Source organism: Ruegeria sp. E1, from assembly GCF_056534225.1.
This window is the reverse complement of sequence record NZ_JBQFPE010000005.1, coordinates 129650-145373: the sequence shown is the minus strand read 5'-3', so window position 1 is coordinate 145373 and position 15724 is coordinate 129650. Positions and strand designations below refer to the sequence as shown.

General features: G+C 60.6%; 16 protein-coding genes and 1 riboswitch. Of the genes, 5 read left to right on the top strand and 11 right to left on the bottom strand.

The window, feature by feature from the left end; genetic code table 11:
* Positions 1–36 precede the first annotated feature (36 nt).
* Together ACR0FG_RS07915 and ACR0FG_RS07910 are read left to right on the top strand one after the other, a co-directional pair.
* Positions 37–1482 carry a Do family serine endopeptidase gene (locus ACR0FG_RS07915; RefSeq protein WP_480892088.1) on the top strand — a complete coding sequence of 482 codons (1446 nt, stop codon included), beginning with the start codon at positions 37–39 and terminating at the stop codon, positions 1480–1482.
* Between the two features lie 145 nt (positions 1483–1627).
* A complete protein-coding gene (locus ACR0FG_RS07910) occupies positions 1628–2818 on the top strand; it encodes a S41 family peptidase (protein ID WP_480891784.1) in 1191 nt (396 codons plus the stop codon).
* Positions 2819–3045: 227 nt separating this feature from the next.
* Here ACR0FG_RS07910 and ACR0FG_RS07905 read toward each other — a convergent pair whose 3' ends face one another.
* The 5 genes from ACR0FG_RS07905 to ACR0FG_RS07885 all read right to left on the bottom strand — a co-directional run bounded on the left by ACR0FG_RS07905 (position 3046) and on the right by ACR0FG_RS07885 (position 7252).
* Positions 3046–3714: a Crp/Fnr family transcriptional regulator gene (locus ACR0FG_RS07905; protein WP_480891781.1), complete on the bottom strand. Its 669-nt coding sequence runs from the start codon at positions 3712–3714 to the stop codon at positions 3046–3048.
* A 99-nt stretch (positions 3715–3813) separates the two neighbouring features.
* On the bottom strand, positions 3814–4419 hold the full coding sequence (locus tag ACR0FG_RS07900) for an inner membrane-spanning protein YciB (protein ID WP_480891778.1): 606 nt from the start codon (positions 4417–4419) through the stop codon (positions 3814–3816).
* A gap of 16 nt (positions 4420–4435) precedes the next feature.
* Positions 4436–5338: an EamA family transporter gene (locus tag ACR0FG_RS07895; protein WP_480891776.1), complete on the bottom strand. Its 903-nt coding sequence runs from the start codon at positions 5336–5338 to the stop codon at positions 4436–4438.
* Between the two features lie 87 nt (positions 5339–5425).
* Positions 5426–6556 (bottom strand): signal recognition particle-docking protein FtsY, encoded by a 1131-nt coding sequence (gene ftsY / locus ACR0FG_RS07890; RefSeq protein ID WP_480891774.1) that lies wholly within the window; start codon positions 6554–6556, stop codon positions 5426–5428.
* A gap of 57 nt (positions 6557–6613) precedes the next feature.
* Positions 6614–7252, bottom strand: a complete 639-nt coding sequence (locus tag ACR0FG_RS07885) for a lysoplasmalogenase family protein (RefSeq protein WP_480891772.1) — start codon at positions 7250–7252, stop codon at positions 6614–6616.
* Positions 7253–7380: 128 nt separating this feature from the next.
* On the opposite strand from ACR0FG_RS07885, the gene ACR0FG_RS07880 reads away from it, so the two are divergent.
* The gene (locus ACR0FG_RS07880; protein ID WP_480891770.1) at positions 7381–7776 is read left to right on the top strand and encodes a hypothetical protein; all 396 of its coding nucleotides are present in this window, start codon (positions 7381–7383) and stop codon (positions 7774–7776) included.
* A 4-nt stretch (positions 7777–7780) separates the two neighbouring features.
* Here the strand turns inward: ACR0FG_RS07880 and ACR0FG_RS07875 are convergent, their stop codons facing one another.
* Both ACR0FG_RS07875 and xseA read right to left on the bottom strand, forming a co-directional pair.
* Positions 7781–8422, bottom strand: a complete 642-nt coding sequence (locus ACR0FG_RS07875) for a glutathione S-transferase family protein (RefSeq protein ID WP_480891767.1) — start codon at positions 8420–8422, stop codon at positions 7781–7783.
* Between the two features lie 3 nt (positions 8423–8425).
* Positions 8426–9919 (bottom strand): exodeoxyribonuclease VII large subunit, encoded by a 1494-nt coding sequence (xseA, locus tag ACR0FG_RS07870; protein ID WP_480891765.1) that lies wholly within the window; start codon positions 9917–9919, stop codon positions 8426–8428.
* A 75-nt stretch (positions 9920–9994) separates the two neighbouring features.
* On the opposite strand from xseA, the gene purD reads away from it, so the two are divergent.
* Positions 9995–11257, top strand: coding sequence for a phosphoribosylamine--glycine ligase (purD, locus tag ACR0FG_RS07865; protein WP_480891762.1), 1263 nt, complete (start codon positions 9995–9997; stop codon positions 11255–11257).
* Between the two features lie 93 nt (positions 11258–11350).
* Here purD and ACR0FG_RS07860 read toward each other — a convergent pair whose 3' ends face one another.
* From ACR0FG_RS07860 to ACR0FG_RS07850, 3 genes are all read right to left on the bottom strand, one after another.
* Positions 11351–12163, bottom strand: coding sequence for an FG-GAP repeat domain-containing protein (locus ACR0FG_RS07860; RefSeq protein ID WP_480891760.1), 813 nt, complete (start codon positions 12161–12163; stop codon positions 11351–11353).
* Complete coding sequence (locus ACR0FG_RS07855; protein WP_170715918.1) at positions 12163–12486, bottom strand: 2Fe-2S iron-sulfur cluster-binding protein; 324 nt, start codon at positions 12484–12486, stop codon at positions 12163–12165. The genes ACR0FG_RS07860 and ACR0FG_RS07855 overlap by 1 nt, the downstream gene beginning before the upstream one ends.
* A gap of 108 nt (positions 12487–12594) precedes the next feature.
* Complete coding sequence (locus ACR0FG_RS07850; RefSeq protein WP_480891757.1) at positions 12595–13914, bottom strand: hypothetical protein; 1320 nt, start codon at positions 13912–13914, stop codon at positions 12595–12597.
* 255 nt (positions 13915–14169) lie between these two features.
* Between ACR0FG_RS07850 and ACR0FG_RS07845 the strand changes: the two genes are divergently transcribed.
* On the top strand, positions 14170–14799 hold the full coding sequence (locus tag ACR0FG_RS07845; protein ID WP_480891755.1) for a LysE family translocator: 630 nt from the start codon (positions 14170–14172) through the stop codon (positions 14797–14799).
* Between the two features lie 9 nt (positions 14800–14808).
* On the opposite strand, the gene ACR0FG_RS07840 is transcribed toward ACR0FG_RS07845, so the two are convergent.
* Positions 14809–15498: a glutathione S-transferase N-terminal domain-containing protein gene (locus ACR0FG_RS07840; protein WP_480891752.1), complete on the bottom strand. Its 690-nt coding sequence runs from the start codon at positions 15496–15498 to the stop codon at positions 14809–14811.
* Between the two features lie 122 nt (positions 15499–15620).
* A riboswitch (SAM riboswitch) is annotated at positions 15621–15698 on the top strand.
* Positions 15699–15724: the final 26 nt, after the last annotated feature.

The following is a 15724-nucleotide window of genomic DNA, read 5'->3' as shown; positions in this document are numbered from 1 at the left end:
CGCAGTATTTCCGTCCGGCGGGACGATGTGAGTGTCATGGTTCGGTTGATGTGGCTGGCTTTTGTCGGAATGGTGCTTGTTCTGGCGCAAACCCTGTCGGCACAGGCGCGCGGCGAAAGCCTTGCGCCGCTGGCGGAAAAGATCAGCCCGTCGGTGGTGAATATCACCACTTCAACTTTGGTCGAAGGGCAGACCGGCCCGCAGGGGATCGTGCCCGAGGGATCTCCGTTCGAGGACTTTTTTCGTGAGTTTCAGGATCGCAATGGCGATGAAAACAGACCGCCCCGCCGCAGCAATGCATTGGGCTCGGGGTTTGTAATCTCTGAGGACGGGTTCATCGTCACCAATAATCACGTCATTGCCGAAGCGGATGAAATTCTGGTTGAGTTCTTTCCCGGCGATGGGCAACCGCCCAAGGAATTGCCCGCCAAGGTGATCGGAACCGATGAAAAGACGGATATCGCGCTGCTTAAGGTCGAAGCGTCGCAGCCGCTGAAATACGTTCAGTTCGGCAACAGCGACACCGCCCGCGTGGGCGATTGGGTGATTGCCATGGGCAACCCGCTGGGGCAGGGGTTCTCGGTTTCCGCCGGGATTGTCTCGGCCCGGAACCGGGCGCTGAGCGGGTCTTATGACGACTACATCCAGACGGACGCGGCGATCAACCGGGGTAACTCGGGCGGGCCTTTGTTCAACATGGATGGTGAAGTGATCGGTGTGAACACCGCGATCCTGTCCCCCAATGGCGGGTCCATCGGGATCGGCTTTTCGATGGCGTCGAATGTCGTCACCAAGGTGGTCGATCAGCTGCGCGAGTTTGGCGAAACCCGCCGTGGCTGGCTGGGCGTGCGCATTCAGGACGTGACCGAGGATATGGCCGAGGCAATGGGTCTGGACAAACCCGGCGGCGCATTGATCAGCGACGTGCCCGAGGGCCCGGCCAAAGATGCGGGTCTGCTGGCCGGGGACGTCATCCTGAGCTTTGACGGGGTCGAGGTCGAGGATACGCGCGGTCTGGTACGTCAGGTCGGCGAGACCGAGGTTGGCAAGGCCGTGCGCGTTGTGGTGCATCGCGATGGCGGCACCCAGACCGTTCTGGTGACGCTGGGCCGCCGCGAAGATGCCGAGCGCGCGGAAGAGGGTGAAGCTGAAGCCACCGATGAGGGGGGCGAAGCAGAAGAAAACAAGGATATCCTTGGCCTGACAATCTCGCCCCTGACAGATACGATGCGCGAGGATATGGGGCTGGATGCGGATGCGGAAGGTCTGGTTGTGTCCAACGTGGATGAGGCCTCTGAGGCCTACGCCAAGGGCCTGCGCGCCGGTGACCTGATCACCGAGGCGGGTCAGCAGAAGGTGACATCAATCGACGACCTTGAGGCGCGCATGGACGAGGCCAAAGAGGCAGGGCGTAAGTCGCTGCTGCTGCTGGTGCGTCGCGGCGGCGAGCCCCGGTTTGTGGCGCTGAGTTTGGAGCAATAGGGCACGCAGCGAGTGTTGAGAAAGGCCGGGGAAATCTCCCGGCCTTTTTTAGTTTTTGTGGCCCGTTAATTAGTCTGCCCTTGATACGGCATTGGTTTTGCGCCCGATATGGACATTGAAGAACGGTTGTGGGCACATGTGAACCATGTCGCTGACGGAAGACCTGAAACAAATTCTGGAAACTGCGCTGGCAACCGATCCCAGCTTTCAGCGGATCGAAAAATCAGTGATCGACAGCTGTATCAGTGAAACCCGACGATATGCTTTGGAGGGCTCAACCGATGCCTTTCTGTTGTCCGCGATGCGTTTAATGGCGCTCCCTGACAATGGGCATACGCGGCTGATCCCGAATGATGCGATCTCGGTGCTGCCGCTGAGGTTTGTGAGCGTGGGACGATCCGTGCATGTCATTGGGGCAGCACCGGGGGGATCTGTTCCGCAAGGCGAGTTGATAGCGGTCAACGGTGCTGGCTTGGGCCAAATCGAAGCGGCTGCTGCGAATTTTCTGGCCGGGACGCACCAGAGGAAACGGGTCATCGGCCCAATTCTTCTGGCTTGGCCCTACGCTTTGTCACGTCTGGGTTTTTCATCTAACGATGGTACGACCGAGTATCGGGTAAGGGACGAAAACGGACAGTTAACCAATCTGAAACTGGAGAACGGACATACCGTTCCCGCATCGACGCTCTACCCGAGAAATGAGCACGGCAAGGCGGATCCAGCCTGGGAGCCAGAGAGTTTTGTGGAAATTCAGGACTGGCAAGAGCTTGGACTGACGATCGCGTTACCAAGTTTTTATGATCCGAGCGAAACTGCGCTGTCCAAAGCGATCTCAGATGCAGCGGACCGGGTGTGTACGTGCACGAACAAGACACTCTTGATTGACGTTCGCGGGAACACAGGCGGCAACTTTATTCTGACAATGCCTTTGATCGACGTGATTTCACAAAGCGCAATTCAGCAGGTTGTTGTGCTTGTCGATAAATTCACATTTTCCGCTGCGATCGTGTTTGTGGCCATCCTTAAGCATCGTCTGGGAAACAGGCTCATACTCATCGGGGAAGATATGGGGGACGGGTTGACGTTCTTTGCCGAGGGCGGGCTGCTGGAATTGCCGACCAGCGGAGCGGTTGTTCGATACTCATCAGCCTTTCACGACTGGGAGAATGGAACGTCTGACGAAACCACGCCGCCCGAGATCGCGCAGCACATCGTACCCGCAGGAGCCCTGAATTTGGACCGGGAATGGGTCGAAAGATCTACCGGTGGGGATGCGCAAGGCGCGATCTATCAACGCGTTCTAAAAAGCGTGAGCGATTTGAGGAAGGACGGGTGAATCCCGCTTGACGGGCGTTGTCCATCAGGCTCGCCCATTGATCACCGGACGTGTCGTCCCCCCAAAGTAAAAGAGCCATACACCGGGACGATGTATGGCTCCTGTACAGGGAGAGACCGGTGGACAGATATCGGGGATGATAAACCCGGCCTCCTACGGTAACAGGGTTGACCCTAGGGCAATCCGGGAACGCTGTATGTGAAGCGGATCACATCCGTGCCGAAAATTTAGATTAAATCGGATTCGGCCAGTTGGCGCAGGGCGTCGAGGTCGTGGATCTGCAGGCCCCCGCGTGAGGCTTCGACCACATTGCTGCGTTTCCAGATCGAGATGGTTTTCGACACCGCCTCGCGCGTGGCCCCGACAAATTCCGCAAGCTCGCTTTGCGACAGGGTGATGCGCTGGCTCGGGTCGTCCTGCTGGCTTGCCAGATGCAGCAGTTTTCGGGCCAGTCGCACGGGCATTGGCAGAAAGACCTGCTCGTTCAGCTGATCACCCATCCAGCGCATCCGCAGACCGGCAAGGCGGATCAGGTCGACGGCAAGGTCAGGATGCCGCTGGATTTGCGCCATGACATCGCGTTGCCGCACTTTCAGAACCCGCGACGGTTCGGCCGCTGTCAGGGTCGCGGTGCGCGGGCCGTTGTCAAACAAGGCAATCTCGCCAAAGACCTCTCCGGGGCGGATGAGGTTGAGGGCCAGTTTGCGCCCGCTCATCGCCAAAAAGGACACTTCGAGCAGGCCGTCGAGGATGGCAAACAGCGCGTCGCCCTCATCGCCTTGTTCGAACAGAACTTCGCCCCGGTCCAGAGACAGTTCGATGGCTTGTGCAGAGAGCATTGCACGTAGTCGTTCCGAGGCTTCGGACAGGAATCCGCTATTGGGAAATGCCGTCATGTGGTGCGTGATTCTCCGATGGCGTGATGTGAGTGGTGGCCCAACTTTCCACAGCTTTGCGGTCAAGCCAAGGTTTTTTAGGAAAATCCCAAGGGCGCGTTACTGTTTATCGGGGTCTTCCATGTAGTTTTGTAACATGCCGAACTGCAGCATCAGGAAGGCCATCAGGGCAATTGGGAACCCGAAGGTTTCGATCTTGACCCACAGATCGGTGGACATGGTGCGCCAGACGAATTCATTGGCGGCTGCCAGCACGGCGAAACAGGCGCACAGGCGGCGGGTCAGGATCATCCAGCCTTCGTTGCGCATGGGCAGCATCTCGTCCAGGACATAGGCCAGATAGGATTTTCCCTGCAAAAGCCCGATGCCGAGGATGGCCGAGAAGAAGCCGTAGACCAGCGTGGTTTTCATCTTGAAGAAGCGTTCATCATTGAACCAGGCGGTCAGGCCGCCGAAGAAGATGACCATGAAGGCGGTGAAAATCTGCATCCGGCTGAGCTTGCCCGTCAGTGCCCAGAGTATGCCCATGGCCCCCAGCATGAGCGGTACGAAGATGATCGTGGCGATGATGAAGCCCGAATATTCGGTGCCGCCGATCACGAAATTGTCATCACGCAGGCGCAGGTAGATGAAGAAGAAGGCGAGCGGGGGCCCGAGTTCGAGCACCTGTTTGAGGAAAGGGTTGATGTCTTTTTTCTTTGCCATGGGTCCGACCTGCTGTTTACCCGCCCATTTCAACTATTACCGCGCCGAGCGCAATCAATGCCATGAGGGCAATGCGTCTGGGACCCACGGTTTCTTTCAGCACCAGCCAGCCGATGAGCGCGGCAAAGACGGTGGAGGTTTCGCGCAGGACGGCGGCCTCGCCCACTTTGTCGAGGCGGGTGGCGAGCATGATGGCCCCGAAGGAGAGCGGCGCGATGATGCCACCCGCCAGCCCGCGCAGCATCAGGGGCCCCAGCGCGGGGCGGTGGATCATGGCGCGGTATCTGAGGGCGGCATAGAAGGGTAAGGCCACGCCGTCGATCATGAAAAACCACGCCAGAAAGGTGAACGGGTCGGCGGTGGCGCGGATGCCGTAGGCGTCATAGGTGGTATAAAGCGCCACGAAGAGGCCGGTGGCCAGCGCCAGCGCCAGCGCGATGCCCAGTGTTTCGCGATTGGTTTCGAGATAGCGCAGGTTATAGGCGGCAAGCCCGAAGATGCCCGCCATCAGGGTGGCAACGCCGAGCCATTGGATCGTGGTGAAGGTTTCGCCAAACAGCAGGTAGGCTCCGATCACGGTAAAGAGCGGGCCTGTGCCGCGCACGACCGGGTAGACCACGGTGTAGGACCCTTTGGTATAGGCGGCGGCCTGCAGCACCTTGTAGCCGACATGGATCAGCCAGACGACGGCAAAGATGGGCCACATATAGGGTTCGGGCCATGGGACCACAAAGAAGGCGAAGGGCATGGCCATCAGGCAATAGCAGGCATCGATGGCGCCGCGTGACATCCATGGGTCGTGGCGGCCCTTTTGCAGCGCGCCGAAGACGGCGTGCAGGAAGGCCGCCATCAGCGCAAGGGCGAGGGCGAGGTGATGACCTGATTCGGTGCCTTCGAGGGAGATCAGCCAATCGCTCAAGTTCGGGCTTTCGCTTGGGTGGAGAGCGTGGGGGGCTGTCTGCCCCCCACACCCCCCGAGGATATTTTTGGACAGATGAAGTTCGGATCAGCTTTGGTCGAGGCCGGTGAGGGCGGCGGCGAATTCTTCGGGGTCAAAGGGGGCGAGGTCGTCGATTTGCTCTCCGACGCCGATGGCGTGGATGGGCAGGCCGAATTTATCGGCGAGTGCCACCAGCACGCCACCTTTGGCGGTGCCGTCGAGCTTGGTCATGACGAGGCCCGAGACATCGGCCAGTTTGCGGAAGGTTTCGACCTGGCTGAGGGCGTTCTGGCCGGTGGTGGCGTCCAGCACCAGCAGGGTGTTGTGGGGTGCGGTGTCGTCGACCTTGCGGATGACGCGGACGATTTTGGCCAGTTCCTCCATCAGGTCGGCGCGGTTTTGCAGGCGGCCTGCGGTGTCGATCATCAGCAGATCCGCGCCTTCGTTCTGCGCATTGGTCAGGGCGTCGAAGGCGAGGCTGGCAGGGTCGGAGCCTTCGGGGGCGGTGAGCACGGGCACACCGGCGCGCTCGCCCCAGACCTGCAGTTGCTCGACGGCGGCGGCGCGGAAGGTGTCCCCGGCGGCGATGACGACCTTTTTGCCTGCGGCTTTGAATTGACTGGCGAGCTTGCCGATGGTGGTGGTCTTGCCCGAGCCGTTGACGCCCACGACCAGAACGACCTGCGGGCGTTTGGGGTAGAGCGGCATGGGCTTGGCCACAGGCTCCATCACGCGGGCAACTTCTTGCGCCAGCAGTTGCTTGATCTCTTGTGTTGAGAGTTTGCGGCCCAGACGTCCCTCGGCCATGTTGGCGGTGACGCGCAGGGCGGTGTCAACGCCCATGTCCGAGGCGATCAGCAGCTCTTCGAGCTGTTCCAGCATGTCGTCGTCCAGCGTGCGGCGAATGACGGTCTGGGGCTCGTTGCGGCTGAACAGGCGGCCCAGCATGCCCTTGGGTTGGGCGGGGGCCGGGTCTGCGGGGGCGGGCGTTGGTTCTGAGGGTGTGGGTTCTGCCGGTTGTGGGGCAGGCGCGGGTTGTGCGGCCTCGGGCACCGGTTGCGGTGCGGGTGCGGGCTCGGCGGGGATCGGGTCGGGCGCGGATTCCACTCCCCCATCTTCGACGATCGAGTCGAGCCCTTTTTCAAGGCGCGAGGAGGATTTGAACAGTTTGTCCTTGAGCTTTGAGAAAAACGCCATTTTGGTCTCCGCAGGTGGTCCCTTCACCTAATGCGGATTGGCGGCAGTTGCAAAGGGTCAGCTGAATGCGATCAGAAAGCCAGCCTGCGCGCCCCAATAGAGCGGCCAGATCAGGTAGGGGGTCAGGCGCAGGGCGGGGTGGGTGTTGGGCAGTAGGAACTTTTCCGTGGCAAGGATCAGGTCTGAGACGATGAAGCCCAACGCAGCGGGCAGGGCCCAGCGTAGGCTGCCCGTGTCGGGCAGGGCGAGCACGGCGATGCCCATGCCGAGGATGATGGGGATATAGGCCAGAACCGGGGCCTTGAGGTCTCCGGCGCGGGGGGCGAGCAGGGTGGCGGCGACAATCCCAAGCGCGATGAGCGGCCAGACATATCCCGGCCGGTCGGTGATCAGCGCTGCGTTGCTATCCGGATGGGACAGAAACAGGGCGATATAGGCCAGATGCCCGGCGGCAAACGCGCCAATGCCCGCCATAAAGGTGCTATCGGTTTCGCGCGACAGAAGCGCATCGCCAAGAGCACACAGCGCCAGCGCAGCCACCAGTAAAAGCGGCGTGGCCTGTTGTAGCGCGATCAGGGCCAGCAGGGCGACCGATGTCGTTTTCAGAACCGACCGCAGCGCGCTGGCAGGGCGAGACGATAACGGGAGGTAAGCGCAGGCGCAGAGACCCGCGAGCCAGAACAGTGCTGTCGTCATGAAAGCCCCCTTTTGTTTCTTGCCAACATGTTACGGGGCGTCGTTGCATCGCAAGCCATGACGTTGAGGCAGGGGCTGCGCAGAAATGGTGATTGGCGTCGGGCAATCGCATCTGACAGAATACGGATATGCTTGGACGTCTTGCGATTCTGTTGTTGCTGCCTGCGGTTTCGGCCTCGGCCCAATCTGCGCTGTCGGGGGCGGATTTTGATGAATATACGCGCGGCAAGACGCTATTTTATGGCTTTGACGGGCAGGTTTACGGGGTCGAGCGTTATCTGCCCAACCGCCGCGTGATCTGGTCGTTTCTGGATGGCGATTGCAAAGAAGGTGTCTGGTACGAGCGCGAGGACCAGATCTGTTTCATCTACGAAGACCGTCTGGACCCGCAATGCTGGGTCTTTACCCGCTCGGGCGGAGGGCTGATTGCCCAGTTCGAGGGTGATCCGGAGCAGACCGAGCTTTATGAGGCGGAAGATATCGACGAGGACATGGTGTGTTACGGGCCAGAGGTCGGGGTTTGAGGGGTCAGGTTGCGCGAAGCGTGTCGTATCCGATCATGACATGCTGCCGGTAGGCCGGTCTTTTGGTCAGTCTGTCATAATATCGGCGCAGGTTCGGGAATGATCCCCTGCAAATATCGATATCGTAATAGCGAAATAGAATATGGCCGAGTTGAATGTCGGCCAGCGAAAACCTGTCTTTGGCCAGATATGGATGCTGTGAAAGCCGGGTATCGGCGATGGCAAGCTTTTCTTCAAGCTGGGCCACAGCCCGTTTGATGGCGTCGTCATCCCTGTAGGCGGGGGCGGTGCGGACAACGCGCCAGAACACCGGCACGGTAAACGCCATCGCGACGTTGAGCTTCGCCCATTCGGCCCACATGTCGACCTGCGCCCGATGCACAGGATCATCGGGCCAGAATGCGCCGCCAGCGTAGGTTGATGCGAGATAGCGCAGGATGGCTCCGGTTTCCCAAAGTGCAGGGCCATCCCCGTCGCGCAGCACCGGGATCGTCCGGTTCGGGTTCATCGCCTGAAAAGCAGATGTGTCGAGCCCGCCATGGCGATGCCCGGCATCAATGCGCCGATAGGGCAGGTCAAGTTCACCTATGCACCACATCAGCGCCTGAACATTCGACGATGTTTTGCGCCCCCAGACCGTCAGCATGGGTCAGAACAGCGATCCCTGATCGGGCGTGTCTTTCTTTACGGTTTTCTTTGGCGCGGGCCTCGCGGCCACGGTCTGGCCGGTGTTCAGCACGCCGTCGGCAAACTCGATCTGAAGCGCGGCGTGTTTTTCGGCCTGCTTTTTCGTCGTCACCACCTGATCGTCGGCACGGACGACGGCATAGCCGCGTTCCAGCGTCGCCTTGTAGCTGAGCGTTTCGCGCAGGCGGTCGGTGGCATCGAGTTGCTGTCGCATCCGGTCCAGCCGCGTGGTCTGGGCCGTGTTCATGCGATCGGCCAGCCGGGAGAGGGTCTGGCGCTGCACCTCGATCTCGCGCCGGATCGGGCGCAGGGACAGGCGTGAGGACAGGTTGCGCACCGCTTCTTGCCGGTTTGAGACGAGGGTGCGCAGGGTCGCGGGGCGCAGATGGGCCGAGAGTTTCACCACTGCCAATCTGCGGTTCTGCACGCCGCGTTCCAGCGCCGGTGTTAGTCGATCTGCAATAAGATCAAGGCGTTGGCGGGGGGTGCTCAACAACATGTCGGCGCGCGGCAGGGCGCGTGACAGATCGCGCAGGCGCTGGCTCCGGCGTTGCACCGCGTCGGTGGCGGCGCGGGACAGGCGCGCACCTTGTTCACCGGTCCAGGCCAGCAGTTCCATGCGGACGGGTACAGCCAGTTCGGCGGCGGCGGTGGGTGTCGGCGCGCGGCGGTCCGAGACAAAGTCTATCAGAGTTGTGTCCGTTTCATGCCCTACGGCCGAGATCAGCGGTATGTCCGAGGCGGCGGCGGCGCGGGCGACGGTTTCTTCGTTGAACCCCCAAAGGTCTTCGATGGACCCACCGCCGCGGGCGACGATGATCAGGTCGGGGCGCGGCAGCGCTCCGCCCGGGGTGAGCCGGTTGAAGCCTTCGATGGCGCGGGTGACTTCGGGGGCGCAGTTTGCGCCTTGCACGGCGACGGGCCAGATCAACACCTTGCGCGGGAAACGGTCGCGCAGGCGGTGCAGGATATCCCGGATCACAGCGCCCGAAGGCGAGGTGACGACGCCGATGATCTGCGGCAGATAGGGCAGGGGTTTCTTGCGCTCGGGCGCGAACAGCCCTTCGGATTCCAGTTGTTTCTTGCGTTTTTCCAGCAGCGCCATCAGCGCGCCTTGTCCGGCGACGGAGACCTCATCAACATTCAGGTTGTATTTGGACTGCGCGCCGAAAGCGGTCAGGCGACCGGTGACGACGACCTCTAGCCCTTCTTCGGGGACTACGGACAAGCCCGAGATCTGGCCTTTCCACGTGGTGCAGGCCAGCACGTTCCGGTCGTCCTTGATGTCGTAGTAGAGATGGCCAGAGCGGGCCTTGAACACGCGCCCGACCTCACCGCGTACGCGGATTCGGCCAAAGGTGCCTTCGAGCGTGCGCTTCACCTCGCCCGAGATGTCCGAGACGGTGTATTCGGGGGTGTTCTGGCCGGGAATGGGGTCGTCAAGCAGGTCGGACATTTCAGCGCCTTGTGTCGAATGTCTGCGCAGCTTAGAACGCCGCGCAGGCGAGGCCAAGCAGATCGGAGAGCTTTCATGAATATCCTCATTCTCGGCAGCGGTGGGCGCGAACACAGCCTGGCCTGGGCGGTGATGCAGAACCCCAAATGCGACCGTCTGATTGTGGCTCCGGGCAATGCCGGGATTGCGCAGATCGCCGATTGCGCCGCGTTGGATATCGAAGACGGTGGGGCGGTGGTCAGCTTTGCCGAGGAAAACGCGATTGATTTTGTGATCGTTGGCCCCGAAGCGCCTTTGGCAGCCGGGGTCGCGGACCGGTTGCGCGAGGCCGGTGTGCTGGTCTTTGGACCGTCGGCGGCAGCCGCGCAGTTGGAGGCATCGAAGAGTTTCACCAAGGAAATCTGCGATGCGGCAGAGGCCCCCACTGCAGCTTATGCGCGGTTCACCGAGGCAGAGCCTGCGAAGGCGTATATCCGGACGCAGGGTGCCCCGATCGTGGTCAAGGCCGATGGGTTGGCCGCGGGTAAGGGCGTGATCGTGGCGATGGACGAAGCGACCGCGTTGGAGGCGATTGACGACATGTTCGGCGGGGCCTTTGGCGGCGCAGGGGCCGAGGTCGTGATCGAGGAATTCATGGAGGGCGAGGAGGCCTCCTTGTTCGTGCTGTGTGATGGCGATGAGATCCTGTCGATTGGCACCGCGCAGGACCACAAGCGCGTGGGTGAGGGCGATACCGGGCTGAATACGGGCGGCATGGGGGCCTACTCTCCGGCCCCGGTGCTGAGCGCCGAGGTCGAGGCGCAGGCGATGGAAGAAATCGTGCGCCCCACGATGGCCGAGATGAAGCGGCGCGGGATGCCGTTTCAGGGTGTGTTGTATGTCGGACTGATGATCAAGGATGGGCGGCCTCGGTTGGTGGAATACAACGTACGGTTCGGCGATCCCGAATGTCAGGTGCTGATGATGCGGCTTGGGGCACAGGTGATGGACCTGATACATGCCGCCGCCGAGGGGCGGTTGAGTGAGACGCGGGTGAACTGGGCTGAAGATCATGCGATGACGGTGGTCATGGCAGCGAAGGGTTATCCCGGGGCGTATGAGAAGGGATCGGTTATTGGGGGGCTGGATGCGTTGCCCGAAGACAGCGCGAACATGGTGTTTCATGCCGGAACCAAGGCGGCGGACGGGCAGGTTGTGGCCTCGGGGGGCCGGGTTCTGAACGTCACCGCGCGGGGTGAGACATTGCAGGAGGCGCGGGACCGGGTCTATGCGATTGTCGATGGGATCGACTGGCCCGATGGGTTTTATCGCCGCGATATCGGTTGGCGGGCGCTTTGATCTGATTGTCGGGCTGCGCCCGGCTTTATTGTTTGAGCGAGGGGCGCTGCCCCTCGCGCGCCCCGGGATATTTTTGGACAGATGAAGGGCGGATCAGCAGTTTAGGGCTGTGATCAGGTCTGCGCGATTCTTGAGCGGGCCGAGGTCGTTGGTTTGCCAGCCGTCTTTGTAGAAAACACCGATAACGCGGGACCAGTCTGCGCTTGCAAGGACGAGGGCCGAGCGCTTGCCGCATGTGCGTATGCCGCCCGAGATGAAATCCTCTCCGATCTTGTGATTGGTCAGGCCGGGGATTGTGGCGATTTCGGTGAGTTTTCGGTTTTCATAGCGCCAGATGCGCAGGGTTTTGGCAAGATGCGGGCGGTCGATATAGGCGATCTCGATCTGGCCATCGCCGTCGAGATCGGCGGCACCGACAGGGGCAAGCCAGCGGTTGCGGGTGCCGATATGGGGGGTGGCGGCGATTTTGACGCCGCGCGCGTCGTAGATGGCAAGTTGTGCGCCAGTGTCTTGTTGCGATTCAACAACGATAACTTCGGTTGTACCGTTTTGATCGATATCGACCAATCGAGGTTCGAGGTCTTCGAAAACACGATCTTCGGATAGGCGTATGGTGATCACCGTTTCCTTGAAGAATGGTTTGACTATCTCGGCGAATTGATCGGTGTACGAATCCTTTGGCAGCGCCGAGTTGTCTACTGTGATCACCAGCGAGCCGTATTCGATGTCGTCGCCCAGCACGCCGTGTGCATAGCGTGTGGTTGGATCACTGTAGTGAGCCGATGTGATCGTGTCGGCGGCCGAGGCAACGCCAGCCCCAGCCATCCATAAGCAAAGTGCCATAAGCGCGCCGCGTGCCTGACGATGCCACAGGTGGGCGCAGGGACGCGGCGCTTTGGTGAGCATCAGATCTGTTTTTCCGGCATTTGCACCACGAGGCCGTCCAGTGCGTCCGTGACCTTGATCTGGCAGGTCAGGCGCGAGCGGGCGGGGTCGGGTTCATAGGCGAAGTCCAGCATGTCTTCTTCCATGTCATCCTTGCCCGGGATTTTCTCGACCCAGTCGGGGTGGACGTAGACATGGCAGGTCGAGCAGGCGCAGGCGCCGCCGCAATCGGCCTCGATGCCGGGAATGTTGTTGTCGCGGGCCCCTTCCATGACGGTCAGTCCGTTGGCGACCTCGACTGTATGTTCGGTACCGCCATGCTCGACATAGGTGATCTTTGCCATTGCGTGCGTCTTCCTTTTTCCGTTGTCGGAATATTCATTAGTGAAGGGCGTTGCGTGTTTCCAGTGGGAATTGCGACCCGAAATGTCGCGCCCGGGCTTTCCTGGTGACTATTCTGTTTTTGTTCCCGCACTTGGGCCGAGGGTTTCCACGCAAGTGAGGGGCAGGGACATTGTCCAGCCGGGTGGCCAGATGTCGAAGATCAGGTGGGTTTGCCGGTCAGGGTCCGGGCGGGCGCTGGCCAGTGCTGCCGTCCAGTCCGGGCCGCTGTATTGTCGCGAAACACCAGCCAGCGACGCGACGCAAAGGCAGATAAGAAAGACCCGCCTGACGGGATTCCAGTCATCTATGGACAGAAAGGCGATCACAAACAGTAGGCTTGGTGCGAAGAAATATCGCCCGCTATGTCCTGCCGAAACCAGGATCATCTTGTCACCCAGCGCCAGAGTGACCGTTGCCGAGGCAGCGACCACGCCAGCGATCAGCAGTTTGAGGCGACGCCATTCAAGCCCCTGCACATTTATCTGTCGCAAGGGGCCGAGCGGGAAGGCCAGACGCATCAGCCAGATGCTGACGAATATCAGCAGGGCGGCACCGAGGCCTGATAGAAACGAGGGGTGGAAATAGAACCCCCGAAAAATGCTCGCGGCGTTCGAGCCGCCGAACCAGCCGAAGAAAAGGCCCCAGAAGCTTTGCGATAGCAGTGAAAAAGTGATGATGTCGACGGGGGGCAGCAGGCCGCGTTCATTACCATAGCCTGTGTTCAGCAATAGCCCCGCCTGAAGCGCGGTTGTTGCGACGAGGATTGCAGCCTGGGCAAAACGCGCCGGGGAGCGTTCGACGAGGGCAGCCAGCAGGAATACGGGCATCAGGAAGTTGGCCGGGACGCCGCTGAGTCCGGCCAGCACCAGCAGCAGGGTACTGAGGCCAATCCAACCACTGCCCGTTGCGGGCACGGCCAGAATGATCCCGGCGGTGAGCAAGGCGTAGAAGTGAAGGTTTATCGTATTCGCCCAGACCTCGACCGATTGTGAAATACCCATCGCACAGAGGATCACAACCAGCGCTGCCCAGTTGGCAAGTCCCAAATCGTGCCGTTTCACGGCGATCAGGGTCAGAGCCAGGCTTTGAACGATGATCGAATAGCCGGTGGTGACGGCGGGCGCAGCGCTCAGATCAAAAAACCGTGTCAGGTAGACCCCGAAATTAGTCAGGATTTCCAGATGGTTGTTGAACAGAAAGGTCAGCGCATCAAATGTGGGTTTCGTGCATATCCCGGCTAGAAAATCCGCGCCCTCTTCGGCCCAGATCCGGCCAGTGGGCAGAAATGGCAGCGATTTCAGCAGCGCCGTCAGCAAGAGCAGGGCGAAGAACCACCAATAGAAGTTCTGGTCGATGGATCGTTGAATCCCCGCGCGGAGACTGGTCATTGAGAGGGCCCTGTGATGGCATCAATTCCCGAAGATCGGGCGGGTTAAACTGCGCGCACCATAGTCCGACCGAGCGCGGTCAGGCAAACGGGAATCAGGGCTGCTTGCGCGCCTGAGCAAAACCCTTTTCAGTCGCTTGCCGCAGTTGGTTCGATTGCCAAGACGTTGACGGATGGAGGGGGTCGTAGACGCGTTGAAAGACTTTGGCATACCCATCTTTGTTGATAGGTTCGCGGCAGAAACGGAGGTGAGCGCATGACACTTGAAACCTGGACCTTATACGTGGTCACGGTGCTGGCTTTGATGAGCACACCCGGCCCGAGTCAGTTGCTTATGCTGTCGAATAGCGGAACCCATGGGTTTCGGCGGGCGCTTGCAACGGCTTCGGGCGATCTGACTGCAAATGCGCTGCAGATGTTGGCTGCGGGTTTGGGTCTGGCTGCGCTTGTTGCGACTTCGGGCAATGCGCTTGCGGTGATCAAGTGGGCCGGGGTCGCCTATCTGATCTGGCTGGGCATTCGCATGATCCGGCGCGCGAAACCCGATGATCCGGCTGCGGTCAGCGCGCCTCGGGTCGTGTCGTTGCAGAGCCTTTGGATGCAGGGCTTTCTGACCTCGGCCGCGAATCCCAAAGCTGTCGTGTTCTTTGCTGCGCTGTTTCCGCAATTCCTGTCCGGTGACAGCGCATTCTGGCCGCAGTTTTTGGTTCTGTCAGTGACCTATATCGTGATGGACGGCATCTTCCTGTCTGTCTACGGGGCAAGCGCAAGCTGGATTGCGTCTCGTTTCAAGGGAACGGCGCGGGTTTGGATCGAACGGATTGGCGGGGGCTTCATGATCGGCGCGGCTATCCTTTTGGGGCTGAAATCAGTCGGACAACGCTGAGGAGCCGATTTACCGTTTGAATAGAACACCTTGTGCCTGCTTGCTGCTGTGGTCACCGCGTAGATCAGCATGTAATGCGCGTCCGGCCTGAACGCCGGGGCGGGCACTGACGGTTTCGAGCCAGCGGGCAAAGTGGGGCTTGTCGTGCAGCACCTGTTGCTGACCTTCCCACAGGCTGGCCCAGCCCCAGATCGATATATCGGCGATGGAATAGAAATCGCCCGCGACGTATTCGTTCTGCGCCAGCCGCCGGTCGAGAACGCCATACAAGCGCCCGACCTCGGTGCGGTAGCGATCTTTGGGGTAGGGAAGGTCTTGCGGGGGTTCCAGGTTCGGGGCGTATTTCAGGAAATGGTGCGCTTGCCCAGCCATTGGACCAACGCCGCCCATCTGCCACATCAGCCATTCCTCAACGGCGATCCGGTCGCGTTCAGTCTTGCCGTAAAACTGCCCGGTCTTGCGGGCCAGATACATCAGGATCGCACCGCTTTCGAACACCGATACCGGCGCGCCGTCAGGGCCGTCGGGGTCGACGATGGCTGGCATTCGGTTGTTGGGCGCGATTTTTAGAAACTCGGGGTCGAACTGGTCGCCCTTGCCGATGTTGATCAGGTGGGTGGCATAGGGCAGCCCCATCTCTTCCAGAGCGATGGAGGCCTTCCAGCCGTTTGGCGTGGGCCAGAAATAAAGATCGATCATGGTATCTCCTGATGTTGAGGCGATCATGCGGGTTTCTGCCGGAACGGCAAGGGCCGCTTACGAAAGCGTGACAGACATGCAGGGCGGGCTTGACGCCAAACGGCCCGAGGCGTATTGCCGGGGCAGAGCTACGTGGCGATTTGTTACCGGATTGCGGGCCACGCTAAACAACACCGCTAAAAGGTCAGGATGAAAGACCCCTTTCGCTTGGCCGCGTCTGGGGTTT

What these genes read in the sequence shown, in the direction of transcription:
- ACR0FG_RS07915 (WP_480892088.1), top strand. Translation starts at nt 37, where the DNA reads ATGGTTCGGTTGATGTGGCTGGCTTTTGTCGGAATGGTGCTTGTTCTG.
- ACR0FG_RS07910 (WP_480891784.1), top strand. Translation starts at nt 1,628, where the DNA reads ATGTCGCTGACGGAAGACCTGAAACAAATTCTGGAAACTGCGCTGGCA.
- ACR0FG_RS07905 (WP_480891781.1), bottom strand. Translation starts at nt 3,714, where the DNA reads ATGACGGCATTTCCCAATAGCGGATTCCTGTCCGAAGCCTCGGAACGA.
- ACR0FG_RS07900 (WP_480891778.1), bottom strand. Translation starts at nt 4,419, where the DNA reads ATGGCAAAGAAAAAAGACATCAACCCTTTCCTCAAACAGGTGCTCGAA.
- ftsY (WP_480891774.1), bottom strand. Translation starts at nt 6,556, where the DNA reads ATGGCGTTTTTCTCAAAGCTCAAGGACAAACTGTTCAAATCCTCCTCG.
- ACR0FG_RS07885 (WP_480891772.1), bottom strand. Translation starts at nt 7,252, where the DNA reads ATGACGACAGCACTGTTCTGGCTCGCGGGTCTCTGCGCCTGCGCTTAC.
- ACR0FG_RS07880 (WP_480891770.1), top strand. Translation starts at nt 7,381, where the DNA reads ATGCTTGGACGTCTTGCGATTCTGTTGTTGCTGCCTGCGGTTTCGGCC.
- ACR0FG_RS07875 (WP_480891767.1), bottom strand. Translation starts at nt 8,422, where the DNA reads ATGCTGACGGTCTGGGGGCGCAAAACATCGTCGAATGTTCAGGCGCTG.
- xseA (WP_480891765.1), bottom strand. Translation starts at nt 9,919, where the DNA reads ATGTCCGACCTGCTTGACGACCCCATTCCCGGCCAGAACACCCCCGAA.
- purD (WP_480891762.1), top strand. Translation starts at nt 9,995, where the DNA reads ATGAATATCCTCATTCTCGGCAGCGGTGGGCGCGAACACAGCCTGGCC.
- ACR0FG_RS07860 (WP_480891760.1), bottom strand. Translation starts at nt 12,163, where the DNA reads ATGCTCACCAAAGCGCCGCGTCCCTGCGCCCACCTGTGGCATCGTCAG.
- ACR0FG_RS07855 (WP_170715918.1), bottom strand. Translation starts at nt 12,486, where the DNA reads ATGGCAAAGATCACCTATGTCGAGCATGGCGGTACCGAACATACAGTC.
- ACR0FG_RS07850 (WP_480891757.1), bottom strand. Translation starts at nt 13,914, where the DNA reads ATGACCAGTCTCCGCGCGGGGATTCAACGATCCATCGACCAGAACTTC.
- ACR0FG_RS07845 (WP_480891755.1), top strand. Translation starts at nt 14,170, where the DNA reads ATGACACTTGAAACCTGGACCTTATACGTGGTCACGGTGCTGGCTTTG.
- ACR0FG_RS07840 (WP_480891752.1), bottom strand. Translation starts at nt 15,498, where the DNA reads ATGATCGATCTTTATTTCTGGCCCACGCCAAACGGCTGGAAGGCCTCC.